At 59.1% G+C, this 18,270-nt stretch carries 18 protein-coding genes and 1 tRNA gene; 7 read left to right on the forward strand and 12 right to left on the reverse strand.

Features of this window, described 5'->3' with window-relative positions; genetic code table 11:
• The first annotated feature begins 9 nt into the window (after positions 1-9).
• From K9B37_RS14150 to K9B37_RS14170, 5 genes are all read left to right on the forward strand, one after another.
• Positions 10-789: an ABC transporter ATP-binding protein gene (locus K9B37_RS14150; RefSeq protein WP_224313810.1), complete on the forward strand. Its 780-nt coding sequence runs from the start codon at positions 10-12 to the stop codon at positions 787-789.
• Between the two features lie 3 nt (positions 790-792).
• Positions 793-1,620, forward strand: a complete 828-nt coding sequence (locus K9B37_RS14155) for an ABC transporter permease (protein ID WP_224313812.1) — start codon at positions 793-795, stop codon at positions 1,618-1,620.
• Positions 1,621-1,722: 102 nt separating this feature from the next.
• Positions 1,723-2,250 (forward strand): MarR family winged helix-turn-helix transcriptional regulator, encoded by a 528-nt coding sequence (locus K9B37_RS14160; RefSeq protein ID WP_224313814.1) that lies wholly within the window; start codon positions 1,723-1,725, stop codon positions 2,248-2,250.
• Positions 2,251-2,376: 126 nt separating this feature from the next.
• Complete coding sequence (locus K9B37_RS14165; RefSeq protein WP_224313816.1) at positions 2,377-2,682, forward strand: TfoX/Sxy family protein; 306 nt, start codon at positions 2,377-2,379, stop codon at positions 2,680-2,682.
• Between the two features lie 23 nt (positions 2,683-2,705).
• The gene (locus K9B37_RS14170) at positions 2,706-3,677 is read left to right on the forward strand and encodes a 2-hydroxyacid dehydrogenase (protein ID WP_224313817.1); all 972 of its coding nucleotides are present in this window, start codon (positions 2,706-2,708) and stop codon (positions 3,675-3,677) included.
• A gap of 6 nt (positions 3,678-3,683) precedes the next feature.
• Here K9B37_RS14170 and K9B37_RS14175 read toward each other — a convergent pair whose 3' ends face one another.
• Genes K9B37_RS14175 through K9B37_RS14195 form a run of 5 tightly spaced genes read right to left on the reverse strand, consistent with a single transcriptional unit; the run spans position 3,684 to position 8,911 of the window.
• The gene (locus K9B37_RS14175; protein ID WP_224313819.1) at positions 3,684-4,733 is read right to left on the reverse strand and encodes an AraC family transcriptional regulator; all 1,050 of its coding nucleotides are present in this window, start codon (positions 4,731-4,733) and stop codon (positions 3,684-3,686) included.
• Positions 4,730-5,797: an AraC family transcriptional regulator gene (locus K9B37_RS14180; protein ID WP_224313821.1), complete on the reverse strand. Its 1,068-nt coding sequence runs from the start codon at positions 5,795-5,797 to the stop codon at positions 4,730-4,732. Before K9B37_RS14180 ends, K9B37_RS14175 begins: the two co-directional genes overlap by 4 nt.
• Complete coding sequence (locus K9B37_RS14185; RefSeq protein WP_224313822.1) at positions 5,794-6,849, reverse strand: AraC family transcriptional regulator; 1,056 nt, start codon at positions 6,847-6,849, stop codon at positions 5,794-5,796. Before K9B37_RS14185 ends, K9B37_RS14180 begins: the two co-directional genes overlap by 4 nt.
• Positions 6,846-7,913 (reverse strand): AraC-like ligand-binding domain-containing protein, encoded by a 1,068-nt coding sequence (locus tag K9B37_RS14190; protein WP_224313824.1) that lies wholly within the window; start codon positions 7,911-7,913, stop codon positions 6,846-6,848. Before K9B37_RS14190 ends, K9B37_RS14185 begins: the two co-directional genes overlap by 4 nt.
• Entirely contained in the window at positions 7,910-8,911 is a 1,002-nt protein-coding gene (locus K9B37_RS14195; protein WP_224313825.1) for an AraC family transcriptional regulator, read from the reverse strand. Before K9B37_RS14195 ends, K9B37_RS14190 begins: the two co-directional genes overlap by 4 nt.
• A gap of 243 nt (positions 8,912-9,154) precedes the next feature.
• Here K9B37_RS14195 and K9B37_RS14200 point away from each other — a divergent pair, with 243 nt between their 5' ends.
• Complete coding sequence (locus K9B37_RS14200) at positions 9,155-9,532, forward strand: tetratricopeptide repeat protein (protein ID WP_224313827.1); 378 nt, start codon at positions 9,155-9,157, stop codon at positions 9,530-9,532.
• A 13-nt stretch (positions 9,533-9,545) separates the two neighbouring features.
• Here the strand turns inward: K9B37_RS14200 and K9B37_RS14205 are convergent, their stop codons facing one another.
• Together K9B37_RS14205 and K9B37_RS14210 are read right to left on the reverse strand one after the other, a co-directional pair.
• Complete coding sequence (locus K9B37_RS14205; protein ID WP_224313829.1) at positions 9,546-10,292, reverse strand: SDR family oxidoreductase; 747 nt, start codon at positions 10,290-10,292, stop codon at positions 9,546-9,548.
• 26 nt (positions 10,293-10,318) lie between these two features.
• Complete coding sequence (locus K9B37_RS14210) at positions 10,319-12,124, reverse strand: IlvD/Edd family dehydratase (protein WP_224313863.1); 1,806 nt, start codon at positions 12,122-12,124, stop codon at positions 10,319-10,321.
• Between the two features lie 225 nt (positions 12,125-12,349).
• On the opposite strand from K9B37_RS14210, the gene K9B37_RS14215 reads away from it, so the two are divergent.
• Positions 12,350-12,949 carry a hypothetical protein gene (locus tag K9B37_RS14215; protein WP_224313830.1) on the forward strand — a complete coding sequence of 200 codons (600 nt, stop codon included), beginning with the start codon at positions 12,350-12,352 and terminating at the stop codon, positions 12,947-12,949.
• Between the two features lie 18 nt (positions 12,950-12,967).
• On the opposite strand, the gene K9B37_RS14220 is transcribed toward K9B37_RS14215, so the two are convergent.
• From K9B37_RS14220 to K9B37_RS14240, 5 genes are all read right to left on the reverse strand, one after another.
• A complete protein-coding gene (locus K9B37_RS14220) occupies positions 12,968-13,750 on the reverse strand; it encodes a tellurite resistance TerB family protein (RefSeq protein WP_224313832.1) in 783 nt (260 codons plus the stop codon).
• 59 nt (positions 13,751-13,809) lie between these two features.
• A complete protein-coding gene (eda, locus tag K9B37_RS14225) occupies positions 13,810-14,454 on the reverse strand; it encodes a bifunctional 4-hydroxy-2-oxoglutarate aldolase/2-dehydro-3-deoxy-phosphogluconate aldolase (RefSeq protein WP_224313834.1) in 645 nt (214 codons plus the stop codon).
• Positions 14,455-14,509: 55 nt separating this feature from the next.
• A complete protein-coding gene (locus tag K9B37_RS14230; protein WP_224313836.1) occupies positions 14,510-16,681 on the reverse strand; it encodes a TRAP transporter permease in 2,172 nt (723 codons plus the stop codon).
• An 81-nt stretch (positions 16,682-16,762) separates the two neighbouring features.
• Positions 16,763-17,746: a TAXI family TRAP transporter solute-binding subunit gene (locus tag K9B37_RS14235; RefSeq protein ID WP_439651730.1), complete on the reverse strand. Its 984-nt coding sequence runs from the start codon at positions 17,744-17,746 to the stop codon at positions 16,763-16,765.
• 436 nt (positions 17,747-18,182) lie between these two features.
• Positions 18,183-18,259 (reverse strand) — tRNA-Met (locus K9B37_RS14240).
• Between the last annotated feature and the right edge of the window lie 11 nt (positions 18,260-18,270).

Below are 18,270 nucleotides of genomic sequence, written 5' to 3' on the forward strand. Positions count from 1 at the left end.
CGCCGCATCATGGCAGAGCCTGTCGCTCCGATCATGTCGCTCGACCGCGTTGGCAAGGTCTTCGCCAATGGCGTGGCGGCACTCTCCAACTTCACACTCGACGTTTCCACCGGCGAGCTTGTGTCCCTGCTCGGCCCCTCCGGCTGTGGGAAGTCCACTGTTCTTCGCCTCATGGCAGGTTTGATGGCGCCGACGACGGGACGCGTCTTCTGGCCCGGCTCACGCATTCAGGACCATCGTCATGAAATCGGCTTCGTGTTTCAGGAGCCGACCCTGATGCCGTGGGCCGACGTGGCGGACAATGTATGGATGCCGCTACGCCTGCGCGGTGTTTCGAGAAAGAAAGCGTCAGAACGCATAGAAGAATGCCTGTCACTCGTCGGACTCGAAGGCTTTGCCGATGCCTATCCGCGGGAACTGTCCGGCGGCATGAAGATGCGGGTTTCCCTTGCCCGCGCGCTGGTGCTCAAACCGCGGCTTCTCCTGATGGACGAGCCGTTCGGGGCTCTCGACGAAATCACGCGTTTCAGGCTCAACGATGATCTTCTGCGCCTCAAACGTGATCTCGGCGCGACGATCGTTTTCGTCACCCATTCCATCTTCGAAAGCGTCTCCCTTTCAGATAGGGTGATCGTCATGTCGCCCCGCCCGGGGACGGTGGCCGCCGAGATTCGGATCGATGCGACGCCGGAACGCGGGATCGCTTTCAGGACAAGCCAATCCTATGGCGATCTCTGTCGGGATATCTCGCAAGTCCTTGCGAATGTCGCCACCGGCACGGAGACGTAAGCCATGGCGCGCGGCCCCCTCCAGGCTACCCTGTCCCTCCAGGTTCTTCTGCCCCTCGGCGTGATGATCAGCGCTCTTGCTGCCTGGGAATTCTACGTGCGGACGGCGGCCGTTCCGCCCTATATCCTGCCGGCCCCAAGCCTTATTGCGCGGACCATCGTGACGGATTGGCCGGTGCTTTCCGGATCCCTCGCAGTCACCTTGAGAACGACGCTCCTGGGCCTTCTCCTCGCCGTCGGCGGCGGTGTGGCCCTGGCCGTGATCTTCAGCCTTTCTCGCCTCGTCGAGTACTCGCTCTATCCTTTCGCGGTCGCCATGCAGGTGACGCCGGTGATCGCGATCGCACCGCTGCTCCTTATCTATATGCCGCAGGACACGGCGGTGCTGGCTTGCGCCTGGATCGTCGCCTTCTTTCCTATCCTGTCAAATACGATGCTCGGCCTTCAATCGGTCGATCGCGGCCTTCTCGAGCTCTTCGCCCTTTACGGAGCGCCGTCGGTTCCAGGCCGAATGGCAAGGTTGTGGTCGCGTGTGAGGATCCTATGGTACCTGCGTCGCCCGGCCGCGTTGCCGGCCTTTCTCGCGGGGCTGCGGATCGCCGTCGGACTCTCCCTCATCGGAGCCGTCGTGGCCGAAATGGCCGCAGGCTCGGCGGGAGCCGGATCCGGCCTCGCCTATCGAATCATCGAAAGCCAATACCGGCTCAATATTCCGCGGCTGTTCGCTGGCTTGACCCTTCTCGCCTTTACCGGAATTCTCCTCTTCGGGCTTGCGACCGTTCTATCCCGGCTTCTCCTCCGGCGATGGCACGAGAGCGCCCTTTCTGCCTAACGCGGCCCACAATCGTGTGGCCTCTGCAATGGAATTGTCATCGAACCGTCATGAGTTCCGCTCATGGTGGCGGCGCCGGAGCATCTAATGGCGGGGAATGGGATGGACACCGATATCAGGCATCCAGGCGTGAAGAGCGTCGGATGGTCTTTGGTCCAAGCAGCACGCCTTCATCGTAGCCGAACCGGGGACAAGCTCTCCGATCTGGGCCTGTTCGCCGGACAGGAGCAGGTGTTGCAGGCCCTCTCTCACTCGGGCCCCATGACCATGGGCGATCTCGCAGTCATTCTGCGCGTCCGACCGCCAACGGCCTCCAAGACGATTTCCCGCCTTGCAAGCCTGAAACTCGTGGAACGCCATACGGAGCCCGGCGATGCCCGGGTCGTGCGTGTGAAGCTGACGCGGGAGGGAAAGAAGAAGGCGTCCGCAATCAACGCCCTCTGGGACGAAGTCGAGAACGAGCTTCTGGCAGGCTTCGACAACAAGGACCGTAAGCGCCTGCGCAAGCTTCTGCGCCGCGCCGCAAAGAATCTCGCAAGCATCACGGGCGCTGATCCAAGCAGCTTCGACGGCGACGATGAGGTCGACGAGCCTACATCCGTAGAAGAGCCGCTCGCCGCTACCGCCTGACGGCCCGCGCAGCTGATTCTCCTGAATCGTATTTTCCCAGAATTCCTTTTCCAGGAATTCCCAGCTGTCGCATAAGCATAATCGATGCTCTATCGTGCTCGCTTTAGAGCGCACTGGAGCCTACCTATGCCCGATGCCCCCATCAGCACGCTTCCCGGAATAGGCTCGGTCACACAGAAGTGGCTGGAGGAAGCCGGCATCGGGACCGTTTCCGATCTGCGCTCTTTGGGAGCGGTGGAAGTCTACCGGCGGCTCAAGTTCATGTTTCCTGGTCGCGTGACACTGAATGCGCTGTATGGTTTGGAGGCAGCTCTGCGCGGATGCCACTGGCTCGACCTGCCATCCTCGGTTAAGACCATTCTCCGACAGGAAGCCAAAGCCATCGACGAGGCCTTGCGCCGGGGCATGTCGCCGCGCTGCCGCGTCGGTTGAGTATACCGAACGGGGGACAAGCCATGACCAAGACGGACATTTTGATGACCGGCCGGATGCTGCCGAGTGTCATTGAAGCGCTCGAAGAGCATTTCACCCTGCATCGCATGTGGGAGGCGTCTGATCAGGATACGTTCCTGCGTGAATTCGGCCCGCGCATTCGAGGTCTCGCCACCAGCACGATGAAGGGGCGCGCGGATGCAGCTTTCCTGGATTTCTTCCCGAACGCTGAAATCGTAGCGAGCTTCGGAGTCGGCTACGACAATGTCGACGTCCATGCGGCGGCGAAGCGAGGTATTATCGTTACCAATACGCCCGACGTGTTGAACGACGAGGTCGCCGATCTTACGATCGGATTGTTGATTTCGACGCTCCGCCGCATCCCTCAGGCGGACCGTTATCTCCGTGCCGGCGAGTGGCTGAAAGCACCCTTCCCCCTGTCCTCGACCCTGCGCGACCGCAAGATCGGAATCATCGGCCTCGGCCGGATCGGAAAAGCGATTGCGCGCCGCCTCGAAGGCTTCGGCGTCGAGATTGCCTATCACGGTCGAACCCGGCAAGAAAACGTCTCGTACGCCCATTACCCGACGCTGACCAGCATGGCGGAGGCGGTCGATGTGCTGATCGCGATCACCCCCGGCGGCGCAGGCACGAAGCATCTCGTCAACGCAGAGGTTCTCAGCGCGCTGGGCCCGAATGGTGTGCTCATCAACGTCGCGCGCGGCAGTGTCGTCGACGAGGCGGCGCTGATCAAAGCACTGCAGCAAGGGACCATCCTCGCGGCGGGTCTCGATGTGTTCGAGCACGAGCCACAGGTTCCCCAGGCGCTGATCGACATGGACAACGTCGTTCTTCTGCCGCACGTCGCGTCGGGCTCCATCCATACCCGCAAGGCCATGGGCCAGCTCGTCGTCGACAACCTCGTATCGTGGTTTGCCGGAAAAGGTCCGCTCACGCCGGTGTCCGAAACGCCCTATCAACCGCGTGGCCAGTGAAGGGCGTCAGCCGCGCTTGAAGAGAGTTTCACGGGGCGTCACGCCGAAAGTCCGTTTGTAGAGCGTCCCGAACTCGCCCAAATGCGTGAAGCCGCAAGCAAGTGCGATCTCGGTCACCGACGCAGCATTCGGATCTGCAAGACACAGTTGGTGATGCGCTTGCTTCAGTCGGAGGGAGCGCAGGAACGCCATTGGCGTCATGCCGCGAAAATTCTGGAAGCCGTTCTGCAGGCTCCGCGCGCTCACGCCGGCCTGGGCCGCGATATCGGCCAGCGACAGCGGCTCGGTGAAATGCGCCTCGATATAGTCCTCTGCGCGTTTGACATAGAAGGGAACTGCAGCAGCCCGAGGAGCAAGCAACGCATCCGAGTAGGCATTGCGATGCGAAAGCAGAAAGCCCGTAAGCAGCGATTGCTCGAATTGTCGCCAGGCCGGCGAGGATCGTCTGATGAGTGCAGTGGGATCAGCGAGATCCGTCTCAGCATATGTCAGGAGACGAAGCCAACTTTGTTCGGTAGGACTCTCGAGATCGACACCCACGTCAAATTCGATAAATCCCGGAATATCATGGTCAAGGAGCTTGGCCGCGCACTCGGCGATCTTGCGGCGGCTCATGATGAGGACATGGTGCTCCGTATTCTTCGGGATTGTAATAAGTCGCTCCGGACCCGAGGGGAAAATGACGGCTCGTTGCTGCGAGATGGAAAAAGTCTCACCACGAATCTTAAGCTCGCTAGGGGCTGCCGGACCAATGACGAAAGCCATCCGGTCGTTGGCATCCTCAGGGATCTGGTGCATGTCCACATCCTGCTCGATCTGAACCCGGAAGATCCCGACGTCGTTCTGCCCCCGATACCCGAACATGCCACCCGCGGACGCGTCCTTGGAAGTGGGAATCAAACGCTGGGGCGAAACGAGAGTATTGAGGGCGTTCTCCAGTTCTTCGAGCTTCGTCGACTGCCATGTCTGATCGATGATGAGATCTCGTTGCGAGATAGAATCTCGTCCTGGAATTGAGGGATATTCCTTCGCTTCGGGCGGCTTTCGTTCGTTCATGACCTGATCGATCGCTGTAGCGTCCGCCCCGGCGTCTCACCAAACATACGTCTGTAGATCGTTCCAAACTCGCCGAGATGTGTGAAGCCGCATGCTAATGCGATCTGCGTCACGGTCGATATGGCCGGATCCGCGACGAGCAACGCCCGGTGGGCATGCTGAAGGCGCACGGAGCGTAGAAAGGCCATCGGCGTCATGCCGCGGAAATTCTGGAAGCCGTTCTGCAGGCTCCGCGCGCTCACTCCTGCATGCGCCGCGATATCGGCCAGCGACAGCGGCGCTGCAAAATGTGCCTCGATGAAGGCCTCCGCTCGCTTCACGTAGAAAGGTGCCACAGCCTGTTGGGGTCGCAGAAGCGCATCGGTATAACTGTGCCGGTGGCTCAGCAGAAAGCCTGTGATGGCCATTTGCTCCAACTGTTGCCGCGCAGCCGGAATATCACGGATCAGCGAAAAAGGAGCACTCAGCTCAGAAGAAAGATAATGAAAGAGCCGCATCCAGCTCTGCCCATTCACATCCGTCAGATCGAACTCCGTCTCGAAAGCCACCTCGCCAGCAATTTCACGCCCTAGAAGCTTAGCGCAGCAGGAGGCAATCTTCCGGTGGTCCAGTACCAGGACCTGCGTATTCCCATCCTCGCTGTATCGTAATGCTTGGGCCTCCCCGGAGGAAAACACGACAGCCTGCCGATCCGAAACGAGCGAGGTTTTGCCAACCTGTTCAAGCTGACCGAGGCCTTGAGGAGCCATGACGATAGCGAGGCGACCGCCCGGTTGATCGTGATATTCGACGGCAAGCTCGCGCCCGTAGCCGACATTGAAGACTGCGAGGTCATCCATTCCATGAAAACTGAAACTGCCATCGGCCCGAGCACCGCGCGTCACTGGGACGAGCGAGTGAGGAGAAGAAATGAAATTCACGACCGTGTCTTCGATCTCGTCGAGCCTCGAGCTCTTGTAGACAAAATCGAGGATGCCTCCGACCTTTGGTTGAGCTGACGGCGCAACTCCGCCCTCTCTTATCGCGAGCGCATGATCCACAAATGGCGCTATGGTATCCGTCATGCCTTCGTCAGCAAGGTCTGGCTCGGTGTGACACCAAAAGTACGTTTATATGCCGTCGCGAACTCACCTAGGTGGTTGTACCCACAGGTGAGCGCGATCTCCGTCACTGTGGTGGTTTGCGGATTCGCAGCTAAAAGCGCCTGGCGCGCATGTCTCAGACGAACGGAACGCAGGAACGCCATCGGCGTCATGCCGCGGAAATTCTGGAAGCCACTCTGCAAGCTCCGTGCGCTCACGCCCGCATGCGCCGCGATATCGGCCAGCGACAAAGGTGCGGTGAAATGTGCCTCAATGAAGGCCTCCGCGCGCCTGACATGAAACGGCGCTGCGGCCGATTGCGGGAGCAACAGTGCATCCGTGTAGTTGTGCCGATGATTGAAGAGAAGGCCGGTCATTAGCATCTGCTCCAATTGCTGCAAGCTTGGGAGCAAATGTCTAACGGGCGACTCTGGGGTGCCGAGCTCAGTGACAGCGTATTGGAAAAGTCTGAGCCAGCTCTTTCCGTTTGGCGTTGCAAGATCGAACCTGGCTGTAAAGCCAAGACTATGATTGACTTCCCTTCCAAGTAACTTGGCGCACAATTGCATAATTTTTGACTGGCTCATAACGATCGCTGTAAATCGTGAATTCTCCCCGAAATTGAGCCTGCGCGGTGGACCAGATGTAAAAACCGCCGCCTCATAACCCGCGACTGTCAGGTCTTTCGCATCAATATGGAGTCCCCCACTGCCCGCCTCTGCAAAGGTGAAGCCAACTCGATCATCCGCGTCCTCATAGATAAGATCCGTAGCCATGCTACGCCCGAAGCGCATGCCAAAAACGCTGAAATCCCATGTTCCATGGAGCCAGAACGCACCGTCGAACTGTCCGTCGCGACTTAAGGGGGTAAATTTATGTTCGCCTAACGTATTGCAGAGGACATTCTCGAGTTCGTCGACTTTTGAGGTTCTATAAGTAAGATCGGCGAGCAAACTGCGCGCAGCGGTCGGATCGGGTAGCCCTTCATAGGAAGCAGGAGCGGGCTGCTTCTTGCCACTCGCGGGACTATTCATGAGGCACCCTTCCGCAAGAGCGTTTCCCTCGGGGTGACGCCGAAGGTACGCCGGTAGAGTGTGCCGAACTCACCCATGTGAGTGAAACCGCAGGCTAAAGCAATTTCCGTAATGGTTTCTTCTTTCGGGTCAGCCGCGAGTAGGAGCGCGTGCACATGTTTCAAGCGCACAGACCGCAGGAACGCCATCGGAGTCGTACTGCGGAAGGTCTGGAAGCCGTTCTGCAGACTGCGCGCACTTACACCCGCCTGAGTGGCAATGTCGCTGAGCGACAGCGGCTCGGTAAAATGAGCCTCGATGTAGGCTTCCGCTCTCTTCACATAGAATGGCGCTGCTGCCGATTGCGGCCGCAGGAGGGCATCCAGGTATGTGTGCGGTTGAGAGAACAGAAGACCAGAAATCAAGCTTTGCTCGAGTTGCTGCTGCGCTGCAGGCAGAAATTTCAACAGCGACTGTGATTGCTGAAGCTCCCAAGCCGCATATCGAGTCAGTCTCAACCAGCTCTCACCTGACGCGCCTTTCAGGGAAAATTGCGTCTGAAAACTTATTGGCTCGAGAATATCGCGCCCCAGAAGCTTGGCGCATGTTTCCGTAATCTTCCTGCGGTTCATCAATAGGACGCGCGTCTCGCAGCCCTCCGTATACTGGAGTGTCTCTCGTGGTCCGGATGTGATTAGGACTCCGTTTTGCTGTGAGACCTCGAACTCGTCTCGGTCCAAGAGTACGCGGCCGGATCCCTCGTTGGCCATAACAAAGCCGAGCAGATCTTCGGCCTCATAATGCTCGAATTCGACCGCGACCTCGGTTCCATATCGGATGTCAAAGATGGCCAAGCTTCCTGCGCCATGGAACTGGAACGAGCTATCGACCTGCCGGCTACGACCGAGAGGAACGAGTCGGTGCGGCGTTACTCGTGTGCTGACGACATGCTCGATCTCGTCGAGATTGGATGACTGATAGGAATGCTCAAACACTCTTGGAGCAGCCGCATTCGATGCGGGCAACGCATCGTGTTCGGAACCGGCTTTGGCCCCCTCATGCCGACGCTCTATAGCTCCCGTCATTGCGATACCATTCCCACCAAGGTCTCGCGTGGCGTGACACCGAAGGTCTTCTTATAGAGTGCACTGAACTCACCCATATGTGTGAAGCCACAGGCGAGCGCAATTTCAGTCACCGTCGTCGCTGTTGGGTCCGCCAATCGCAGCTGAGCATGGGTATGTTGCAGACGAATGGTGCGTAGGAACGCCATCGGCGTCATGCCGCGAAAGTTCTGGAAACCGCTCTGGAGGCTCCGTGCACTGACCCCCGCATGGGCTGCAATATCGGCCAGTGAAAGCGACGCAGCAAAATGCGCCTCGATGAAAGCCTCCGCCCGTTTCACATAGAACGGCGCCACGGCCGGTTGCGGCCGCAGAAGTGCATCGGTGTAATTGTGTCGATGGCTCAGTAACAAGCCCGTGATCAGCATCTGCTCCATCTGCTGCCGGGCGGCCGGAATGTCGCGAATCAAGGAATGAGGGGCGCTCAGCTCCGAAGAGGCGTAGTGAAACAGTCGCAGCCAGCTCTGCCCATTCATATCCGTAAGGTCGAAATCCATCTCGAACTCGACATCGCCGACGGCATCACGCCCCAGAAGCCTGGCACAGTGGCCTGCAATCTTCCGGCGTTCCAGCACGAGGTTCGATAACTGGACATCAGAGGAGTGATAAATCTCCTTCGGCGATGTGGATGCGAAGACGACGGCTTTCTGGGGGGAGAAGTCGAACTCGTCCCTTCCCTGCACCAGCTTGCCTCTCCCTCGGGTCGCCATGGTGAATGCGAGACGGTTGTCTCCGTCTTCGAAGTGGAGGCGGCTGCCGATTTCCAGGCCATACGAAACGTTAAAGATGCCCCAGGAGCCAACATGGCGCAGTTGAAACTGAGCATCGACGGTTCGATCCCGACCGGACGACACGAGCATATTGTTATTGGATATGACAGTACTCGTCAGATGCTCAATTTCGTCAATCAGTGATGTTCTAAAACTTACGGTAGTAATTCCACCCTGAACATCAACCACCGGGGAAGCGTTACCCTTCCTAAGGCTTCGACCTTTTCCGCCTCGCACCATCCCAAACGCCGCTGAACCGCAGAACTCGGAAAAACGCTACGATTTCTGCGCAATTCCGACAAGTCGTGCGGGTTTCCGATTTTCGTAGGGGGAGGATGGATGGCATTCTTCAGCCTGTAAATGCAGCGCATTTATCGATCTTACTCTAAGGAAGACTGAAGTCATTCGAAAGATTATTCAACGGATACGGAAATGTACGAAACCGCCAACAACGTCATTCCTTTGAATACTTTCCCACATGCGAAGCAAATTCGCGCGAGCCAAACTCTTTACTTATTTGCAAAGTCTTTCTTGGCCCTTATGACCCGCCAGTCTCATATCCGGTTTCATTTGCAGCGCGGACGGATCATGTATCGTCTTGGACGCTATGACGATGCGATCAGCGACTTCCGATCGGCCCTGCGGTTGGACTGGCGGTTGGAAGAAGCGATTACATGGATCGATCGCTCGGGGCGGGCAAAACAGCAGCAGTGCCTTGTCGACGGTAAGAGCCTTGCCGTTGAAGGCTATTCAGCACGCTTCAAGGAATGCGAGGCTCCCGCGATTCCCTTCGTTACCTTCCTGTTTTGAGTGCAAGCTTCGCTTAGAGGGCGAAGCCGCCATCCACCAGATGGATTTGCCCGGTGGTGTAGCTGGCCTCGTCAGAGGCGAGATAGACAGCCAGTTCCGCGACTTCCAGCGGAGTTCCCAGTCGTCCCATAGGTTGCCTATCAATGAAGGCCTGCCTCACCGTCTCAATGCTTTGACCAGAACTCTCCGCTAAAGCGCGAATGCGGTCATCGAGAGAGGGCGATTCGATCGTTCCGGGACAGATCGCATTAGCGCGAACTCCCCTCCGGATGAAATCAGCGGCCAGAGCCTTGGTCAGGCCTATGACGGCCGCTTTGGTCGAGCCGTAGACGTAACGGTTCGGAATGCCGCGGACCGATGACGCCCCTGACGCGATGTTGACGATTGATCCACCGCCTTTCTCGAGCATTCCCGGAAGCGCGGCTTGGACCGTGCGATGCATGGACTTGACGTTGAGATCGAAAGAAAAGTCCCAGTCACGATCCGAACACTCAAGCACCGTTCCGTGATGCACATAGCCTGCGGCATTTACGAGAATGTCGAGAGGGCCCGCTTCGCCGATCACCTCCTGAACTGAAGCTGTCGAGAGCACATCGAGCCTACGTCTCTGGGCCCTTTCCAATCCTTCGAGCTTCGCGAGTTCGAGATCGGTCGCACACACCGTTGCCCCTTCCCGGAGAAAGGCTTCTGCAATGGCACGCCCAATCCCCTGTCCGGCTGCCGTAACGAGAGCCGTCTTGCCTGCAAGCCTGTTCGCCATGGCGTCCTCGGAGATCCTTGACCCGTTTAATGGTTGTCTCGGGGAATGTATTTCTGCGCCACCCGCTGAAACTTCACCGCAGGCTTAAGGGTCATGCCCTCCGAGAGCTGATCCACCATCGCCCGCTGGATTTCCTGCCAGGGTGTTTGACTCTCCGGATACGGATATCCCCCCTTCTCCCGAAGCTCCTGCCGCCGCCGCTGCAGCTCCTCACCTGAGATGAGAATGTCGGCGCTTCGCTTGTTCAAATCGATTCGCACGCGATCACCGGTCTGCAGCAACGCTAGCCCACCGCCGACGGCAGCCTCCGGCGATGCGTTGAGGATTGACGGAGTTCCGGACGTACCGGACTGGCGACCGTCGCCGATGCAAGGGAGGGAATGAATCCCCTTCCTGATCAGTGCTCCAGGCGGCTGCATATTCACCACCTCGGCTGAGCCGGGGTAACCAATAGGGCCGGCTCCTCGCATGATCAGAATTGTGTGCTCATCGATATTGAGCGACGGGTCGTCGATGCGATGATGGTAATCTTCCGGCCCGTCGAAGACCGCGACAGGTCCCTCGAAGGCATTCGGATCCTGCGGGTTGCTCAGATATCGCTCCCGGAACTCCTCACTGATGACACTCGTCTTCATGATCGCGGAGTCGAACAGATTTCCCTTCAGGTTGAGGAAGCCTGCCTTTTCCTTCAGTGGATTGTCATAGGCGCGAATAACATCGCGATCCCAGGTGAACTTGCCGCGGCAATTCTCGCCCATCGTCGTGCCCGCACAGGTCGGAGCACCCTCATGAATCTTACCAGCACCGATCAGCTCGGCCATCACTGCAGGCAGGCCGCCGGCCCGGAAATACTCCTCACCGAGATATTCTCCGGCCGGCTGCACGTTCACGAGAAGCGGAATTTCGAAACCGATCCGCTCCCAGTCGTCGCAATCGAGCGGAACGCCAATATGCTTGGCAAGTGCGTTGAGATGAATCGGTGCGTTGGTGGAACCACCAATCGCCGCGTTTGCGACGATCGCATTCTCGAAAGCCTCGCGGGTAAGGATGTCGGACGGCTTGAGATCCTCCCACACCATTTCGACGATGCGCTTACCGGTCTCATAAGCCATTTGGCCCCGCTCCCGGTAAGGTGCCGGAATCGCCGCTGAACCGGGCATTGCCATGCCCAGCGCTTCGGCCAGAGCATTCATGGTCGACGCGGTCCCCATGGTGTTGCAATGACCGACGGACGGGGCGGAAGACGCCACGATATCCATGAACTGCTGGTAATCGATATCGCCGGCCGCATGGCGCTCACGCGCTTTCCAGACCACCGTGCCGGATCCGGTGCGCTCGCCGTGGAACCAGCCGTTGAGCATGGGTCCGACATTGAGGGCGATCGCCGGGATGTTGACAGTCGCGGCGGCCATCAGGCAGGCGGGGGTCGTCTTGTCGCAACCGGTCAGCAGCACTACGCCGTCAAGCGGATAGCCGAACAGAACTTCGACCAGAGAAAGATAGGCGAGATTGCGGTCAAGGGCGGCCGTGGGACGCTTGCCGGTTTCCTGAATGGGATGACATGGGAACTCGAAAGCGACGCCACCGGCCGCCGTGATGCCTTCGCGCACACGCTTGGCCAGCTCAATATGGTGACGATTGCAAGGGGAAAGATCGGAGCCCGTCTGGGCGATGCCGATGATCGGTTTCTTTCCCTGAAGCTCCTTCTGTGTCAGGCCGTAGTTGAGATACCGCTCAAGATAGAGAGCGGTCATGCCGGGATTGTCCGGATTGTCGAACCACAACCGGGAACGAAGCTGATCAGGCGTCCGGCGTCTCGGCTTCTCGGCCATGTGCTGGTCCTTTCCACTGAACTCTGTGCTTGTCACGATTTGATCCGCTGCAGCGACGGAAATCAACTGCTACGGGAAGATCGCTCCTTGCTTTCGGTGCATAGCGGCGGCTGCTCATGCGTTTCCTTTCGCAGCGCAGCAGGAACGCTCCCGGCGGAATATTTTTCTTGAAACATTGTCGCGGGAACGGTTTGATCGCGATCCTGAGAACTTCTGGATCAGACTATGCTTCATCGCCTTTCGCCCATTGCGCTGGCTTTCGCCCTTTCCCTGCCCGCGCTCGCCGATGAGTGCCCGAACGCTCAAACGGCCAAGACCGGGTTCGTGCTGGAACGCCAGGGCACACAGGCCGAAGTCAGGCCAACGGCAGACTCATTCGTTCACGTGGTCAACACTTATCCAGGCGGAAAGAAGCAGGATGTGATCTACTATCGCGGCCTGTTCGAAATCAGCCGTTTCGATGAAGATGGGCGACGCTTCAACGTACCCTTATCAGATCTGCGATCGATCTTTCCGCTGGATAGCAAGGCTCGTCGCGCCGTAACTTATGCGCCGGCTCAGCCCAACAAGATCGCAGCACCTATCTCACTCGAGATCACGGTTGCTGGACAGGAAAAACTACAGCTCGGATCCTGCAGCTACGATGTGACGATCGTCCGTAATCGCGCCATGAATGCAGAAGGGCGCGTGCTTTCCGAATACACGGATCTCTACGCTCCGGATCTCGGCTTCGTTCTCGGCCGGCGGTACGAGGAAAAGGGCGGACGGCAGACTACGGTCCTGTATCAGAAGATCCGTCCACTCGCTCGCACGTCTCCGCTCTGACGAATCAAAAGGATTCGATTAACGCGCCGCGTCGATCGTCTCTTCGATCTGCCGCCTCAGATTCTGGTCGAGATCGAGAGCTTCCGCGAGCTGCCGCAGGAACTCATGCTCCTGGAGCGTGTCCGGATCGATGGCGAGCAGGGCTGCAGCATATACCTGGGCTGCGAGTTCCGGATCCTCGACGCCGTCTGCAAGCTCGTCGACTCCCATCGGGGCCTGCATTTCCCGGTCGAGCCAGCGGCTCGCCTCCGGATCGATGCCAGCTTCCGTAAGCCCGCGGATGATGCGCGCACGTTCGATATGATCGATCTGCCCATCAGCGGCAGCAGCTGCGACCATGGTGCGGAGGAAGAGCATGGCATCGTCTTCGGTTTGCGATACGGGATGAAACCGCGAGGTTTCCGGCACGTCCTGCAAGCCATCTCCTGCGCCGCGCCCAGAAGATTCATTGTCCGATCCATGGATAGAAGCGGCTGCGAACTGTCCGCCCTTCTGGTTTTGATAGGCCTTGTATGCGAGGCCGCCGATCACGGCGAGGCCACCCAGCTTGGCGATACCTCCGGCAATGCCCCCCTTCTTGCGCCTCCCGAACATGAGACCCGCCAGACCGAGCAAGGCGGCTTGCGTCAAAACAGGATGCTTCGCCGCGAGTTCCTTTGCCTTGTCGAGGACTGGCGCAAGCGACGTGGCGCCGGTCTGGAGCTGATGCGCCAGATCGGAGGGGCCGCCTGCGGGCGACCCGCCATCAGGCTTCGCGAGGGCGCCGACCACGGCATCCAGAAGTTTGCGGTAGTCGACCATGAAGACCTCCCCTTCGTCGTGTCCTGCTGAAGGACACAACGGGGTGGCTCACGAATGGTTCAGGTTGGCCGGCGAAGGGCAGCGGCCTCGCGCGCCAATTCCTGGATGCGGGAGAAATCCCGTTTCCGCAGGAGGTCGGCGGGCGTCACCCATGTACCACCGACGCAAGGAACATTGGCAAGGGACAGGTAAGTCGGAGCGCTTGCCAGATCGATGCCGCCCGTCGGGCAGAACGAGAGCTTCGGCAAAGGCCCCTGAAGCGACTTGAGCCAAGCCGCCCCTCCGGATGCTGCGGCCGGAAAGAACTTCAGAATCTCGAAGCCAAGACTCCCCAAAGTCATCGCTTCGGAAACGGTCGCACAGCCTGGCATGACTGGGATCGATGCCTCGGCAAGCTGCTCCGCGAGCCTGAAAGGCGTCCCAGGCGTGACGATGAACTTGGCGCCGGCATCCACGACTTCGGCAATCTGGCTTTTCGTGAGAACAGTGCCGGCGGCAACCACAGCCTCCGGCACGGCCTTTGCAATCGCCGCGATGGCATCCATCGCTCCGGATGTCCGGAGCGTGATCTCGACCACCGGCAACCCGGCCTGCACCAGCGCCTGAGCCAGATCGATGCTCATGCGCGGATCATCGATGGTCACAACCGGAATCACCGGGGCAAGGCGCGTATAGCGCTGCAGGGTTTCGATCTTCGCTGTCATAGGTACTTGGATGCTCTCGCTGGCATTTTATCGTGTGATGGCGACATTTGCATCGTCAGGCGGGCACGGCCTCCCGCTGCGATCGGGCGCGGACAAGCTGCGCGATCGCAACGGGACTTGCAAGCCCCAATCCGACGACGGTCGTCGTCACGTCCGGCGCGATGATTGGAAGCGCGGCAAGGCCGGCAAGCCAACGCTCCCAGGCTCGCATCGGTGTCAGGGCGTAACCCGTGAAGGCGGCAGAAAGGAGCACGATGCCCAGCATGCATCCACCGACCACGAAGAAGAAGCTCGGCCAGGTGAATTCCGGCGTCACGATCAGCATCGCAGGACCATAGACGAAGACGAACGGGACCAAAGCCTTGCCAAGTCCGAGACGGAATGCCGTGTTTCCGGTCTTGAACGGATCTGCTCCCGCCATGCTCGCGCCTGCATAGGCGGCAAGCGCCACCGGCGGCGTGATATCGGCGAGCACACCGTAATAGAATACGAAGAAATGTGCCACGATCGGGGCGACGCCTAGGAGACCGAGAGCCGGCGCGGCAACCGTCACCATGATGATGTAGTTCGCCGTCGTCGGAACGCCGCAGCCGAGCAGAATGCACACGATGGCAGTCATCAGCAGCGTGAAGAACAAGGTCATGCTCTTCAGATCGAACATGGATGCCGGCACGATGTCGCCGACAACTTGCGCAATCTGCGCCGCAAGAGACGTCACGATGAAGGAGATCTTGAAGCCAACGCCGGTCAGAGTGACGACGCCGACGATGATTCCGACCGTTGCGGCGGCCGCCCCGACGCCGATGGCGTATTTCGCTCCGACCACGAAAGCATCGACGAGATCGATAATCTTCGCCTTTCCAGCTTCGCTCTGAAGCCAAGTTGCGAGCATCAAACCGACCAGGACGACGAAAATCGGGATGACGAATGCAAGATTCGTGAGAACACCTGCTGCGATAGCGCCAATGATTGCGGCCAGAAAAGCGAGTGTCACGGCGGGAATGCGGACGGTGCCGATCAGGATGCAGGCCGTGATGCCCCAGAAAGCGGCGAGATAGGGCGTAAAGCCGGTGAACAGGACAATCAGCAGGACCGCGAGCGGCATGACCGATTGCCAACCCTCCCTGATGACCTGAATCGGATTGGGCAGATCCTCCGCTTTCATGCCTCGCATGCCGGAACGACGGGCCTCGAAATGAACCTGCATGAAAACGCCGAAGAAATGCATCAGCGCCGGGACGATGGCTGCCAGGATCACCGTCTGATAGGAGACATTGAGAAATTCGACCATCAAGAAGGCGGCAGCACCCATGATCGGCGGCGTGATCTGACCGCCGGTCGAGGCGGTCGATTCCACCGCGGCTGCGAAATGGCGCGGATAGCCGAGACGGATCATCGCTGGAATGGTGAGTGAGCCGACTGTCACTGTGTTGGCGATCGAGGACCCGGAAATCATGCCGAACAGAGCGGAGCCGAAGATGGAGACCTTTGCGGGACCACCGGCATAGCGACCGGCCAGACAGGAAGCGAGATCGATGAAAAGCTTTCCAAGCCCGACTCGCGTAGCGAGGACTCCGAACAGCACATAGTGAAAGACGTAAGTTGCCACCACGCCGAGCGCGATGCCGTAGATCCCCTGGCTCGTCAGGTAGAGATGATTGACGATATTGGACCATGACGCGCCGGGATGCTGGAAAATGCCCGGCATGGTGGGGCCGAAGTAGGCATAGAGCATCAACAGGATCGCGATGAACGGCAGCGGCCAACCGACGGAGCGCCGCACTGCCTCGAGTAGCACGACGATGAGGATCGTGCCCATCACCACGTCGGGAGTTGTCGGATTACCGACGCGAAAGGCCAGCTCGTTGAAGATCCACGGCACATAGAGGCTCGACACGACGGCCGCGATAGCCATCGCCCAATCGAGCAGGGAAATTCCGCCCGGTCGCCACCAATGCGAAGGCACGAGCCTTTCCTGATCCGCCTTGCGCGCAGCGAAGACGAGAAAGATCAGGCCGAGCACGAAGGCCATATGGATGCCGCGATGCGTCGTCTCGCGGAGAAGACCGAAGCCTGCGGTATAGTAGTGGAACATGGAGAGTGCGAAGAGCAGCCCCGCGACGATCCAGGCCGTGCCCGGTCTAAGAGGCCGAAACCGCATCTCGGGATCGAACTTCTCCTCGAGGCTACGATCCTCGACGATCGCGGAGACGTCTGCATGGGTCATGGTGATGCGGCTCGCTTCAAACACTCGACATGAAAGCGCCTCTCGCAACCCGTTGCGAGAGGCATCTCAAATGGAATGAGATCAGGCCTTCAGGAGGCCTGCCTCCTTGTAGAATTTTGCGGCACCCGGATGAATTGGGATACCCGCACCGTCGAGAGCCGTTTCCTTGCGGATGAACTTGCCCTTCGCGTGGCCGGCATCGAGCGTCGCGCGCGTCTTATCGCTCCAGAGATTCTTTGCCACCTCATAGACGACATTGTCAGGGACTTTCGCGGAGGTGATCCACTGCGCACCCACGGCCAGGGTCTTCGCCGCGCCGACATTCTTGTAGGTATTTGCCGGGATCTCATCGACGGAGAAGAAGCTGTATTGTTTGATCAGCGCATCCGCTTCGGCACCTGCGAGCGGCACGATATCGATACCGCCGCCGGTGGCGGCCAGTTCTGTGATCGCGCTCGTTGGATAGCCCCCGACGAAGAAGAAGGCATCCATGCCCCCATCCCGCATCTTCTCTGCCGCCTGGTTCGGCTTCAGGAAGTCGGCCTTGATGTCGCTTTCCTTGATACCCCAGGCGCCAAGGATGATCCGGGCATCGACAAGGGTTCCGGATCCTGGCTCGTCGAGCGACACGCGTTTGCCTTTCAGATCCGCGACGGACTTGATGTTTGCTGCCTTTGCCGCGACGAGATGAATGCTTTCGGGATAAAGATTGGCGAGCAGGCGAAGATCCTCGAGCTTGCCCTTGCCCTCGAAGAGGCCGGTGCCTGTGTGCGCCCAGTAGGCGACATCCGCCTGGCTGAAGCCGGACTCGAGAGCTCCCGACGCAATGGAATTGATGTTGGCGACCGAGCCGTTGGAAGCCTGCGCCGTCAGGACGAGCTGGGGAGGATTGGAGATCGCATTGGCGAGGAGACCGCCGACAGGGTAGTAGGTTCCTGCCGTCCCGCCGGTTCCAATCCGAAAGAAGGCCGGCATCTGTGCGAAAGCGCTGCGCCCCAGCAGAGCGCCGGCACCAATGCCGAGACCGAGCTTGGCCAGATGGCGACGGGTGATGGTTGTGGACATTCTGATCTCCCCAATCAACAGAAGGGCCGCTCCTGGCGGCCTGGGAAATCAGTCTAACGAAATTTCAATAGTCGTCTATGAAGCGCCTGAAATTGCTCTGGATAGGATAGTATGCTGCCCGTCACTCATTCCTAGCGGGATACGGGCGCCGCAAGCGTCGTTTGCTTGAGAGTGCGTCGTGTCGTTTGGTTGGTCGTCTGAGGCGGTACCGTGACGACGCGGTTGAGGCTGAAGCATTGGAGGCTTTGGCGCAGGATGGGGTTGTGTCGGCGGCGCCGGTGGTGGTGCCGTTCCGGATCGGGTTTGGCGGTCTTGTGGGTCCGCGCCCGATGTGTGCGCCGGCGATGTGAGACGCGCTCGGCCAGCGTCTTTGATGTGCGCGTTTTCCCGAACAATCAAAACCCCCCGCACTCATCATGCGGGGGGTTTTTTGTCTTGGTTGCGGGGACAGGATTTGAACCTGTGACCTTCAGGTTATGAGCCTGACGAGCTACCGGGCTGCTCCACCCCGCGGCAAGGGCTTG

Source organism: Microvirga puerhi, assembly GCF_020089865.1.
Classification (GTDB): Bacteria; Pseudomonadota; Alphaproteobacteria; order Rhizobiales; family Beijerinckiaceae; genus Microvirga; species Microvirga puerhi.

What these genes read in the sequence shown, in the direction of transcription:
- K9B37_RS14165 (WP_224313816.1), top strand. Translation starts at nt 2,377, where the DNA reads ATGCCCGATGCCCCCATCAGCACGCTTCCCGGAATAGGCTCGGTCACA.
- K9B37_RS14220 (WP_224313832.1), bottom strand. Translation starts at nt 13,750, where the DNA reads ATGGTCGACTACCGCAAACTTCTGGATGCCGTGGTCGGCGCCCTCGCG.
- K9B37_RS14215 (WP_224313830.1), top strand. Translation starts at nt 12,350, where the DNA reads ATGCTTCATCGCCTTTCGCCCATTGCGCTGGCTTTCGCCCTTTCCCTG.
- K9B37_RS14150 (WP_224313810.1), top strand. Translation starts at nt 10, where the DNA reads ATGGCAGAGCCTGTCGCTCCGATCATGTCGCTCGACCGCGTTGGCAAG.
- eda (WP_224313834.1), bottom strand. Translation starts at nt 14,454, where the DNA reads ATGACAGCGAAGATCGAAACCCTGCAGCGCTATACGCGCCTTGCCCCG.
- K9B37_RS14160 (WP_224313814.1), top strand. Translation starts at nt 1,723, where the DNA reads ATGGACACCGATATCAGGCATCCAGGCGTGAAGAGCGTCGGATGGTCT.
- K9B37_RS14170 (WP_224313817.1), top strand. Translation starts at nt 2,706, where the DNA reads ATGACCAAGACGGACATTTTGATGACCGGCCGGATGCTGCCGAGTGTC.
- K9B37_RS14230 (WP_224313836.1), bottom strand. Translation starts at nt 16,681, where the DNA reads ATGACCCATGCAGACGTCTCCGCGATCGTCGAGGATCGTAGCCTCGAG.
- K9B37_RS14185 (WP_224313822.1), bottom strand. Translation starts at nt 6,849, where the DNA reads ATGAATAGTCCCGCGAGTGGCAAGAAGCAGCCCGCTCCTGCTTCCTAT.
- K9B37_RS14200 (WP_224313827.1), top strand. Translation starts at nt 9,155, where the DNA reads ATGTACGAAACCGCCAACAACGTCATTCCTTTGAATACTTTCCCACAT.
- K9B37_RS14180 (WP_224313821.1), bottom strand. Translation starts at nt 5,797, where the DNA reads ATGACGGATACCATAGCGCCATTTGTGGATCATGCGCTCGCGATAAGA.
- K9B37_RS14210 (WP_224313863.1), bottom strand. Translation starts at nt 12,124, where the DNA reads ATGGCCGAGAAGCCGAGACGCCGGACGCCTGATCAGCTTCGTTCCCGG.
- K9B37_RS14175 (WP_224313819.1), bottom strand. Translation starts at nt 4,733, where the DNA reads ATGAACGAACGAAAGCCGCCCGAAGCGAAGGAATATCCCTCAATTCCA.
- K9B37_RS14235 (WP_439651730.1), bottom strand. Translation starts at nt 17,746, where the DNA reads ATGTCCACAACCATCACCCGTCGCCATCTGGCCAAGCTCGGTCTCGGC.
- K9B37_RS14155 (WP_224313812.1), top strand. Translation starts at nt 793, where the DNA reads ATGGCGCGCGGCCCCCTCCAGGCTACCCTGTCCCTCCAGGTTCTTCTG.
- K9B37_RS14190 (WP_224313824.1), bottom strand. Translation starts at nt 7,913, where the DNA reads ATGACGGGAGCTATAGAGCGTCGGCATGAGGGGGCCAAAGCCGGTTCC.
- K9B37_RS14205 (WP_224313829.1), bottom strand. Translation starts at nt 10,292, where the DNA reads ATGGCGAACAGGCTTGCAGGCAAGACGGCTCTCGTTACGGCAGCCGGA.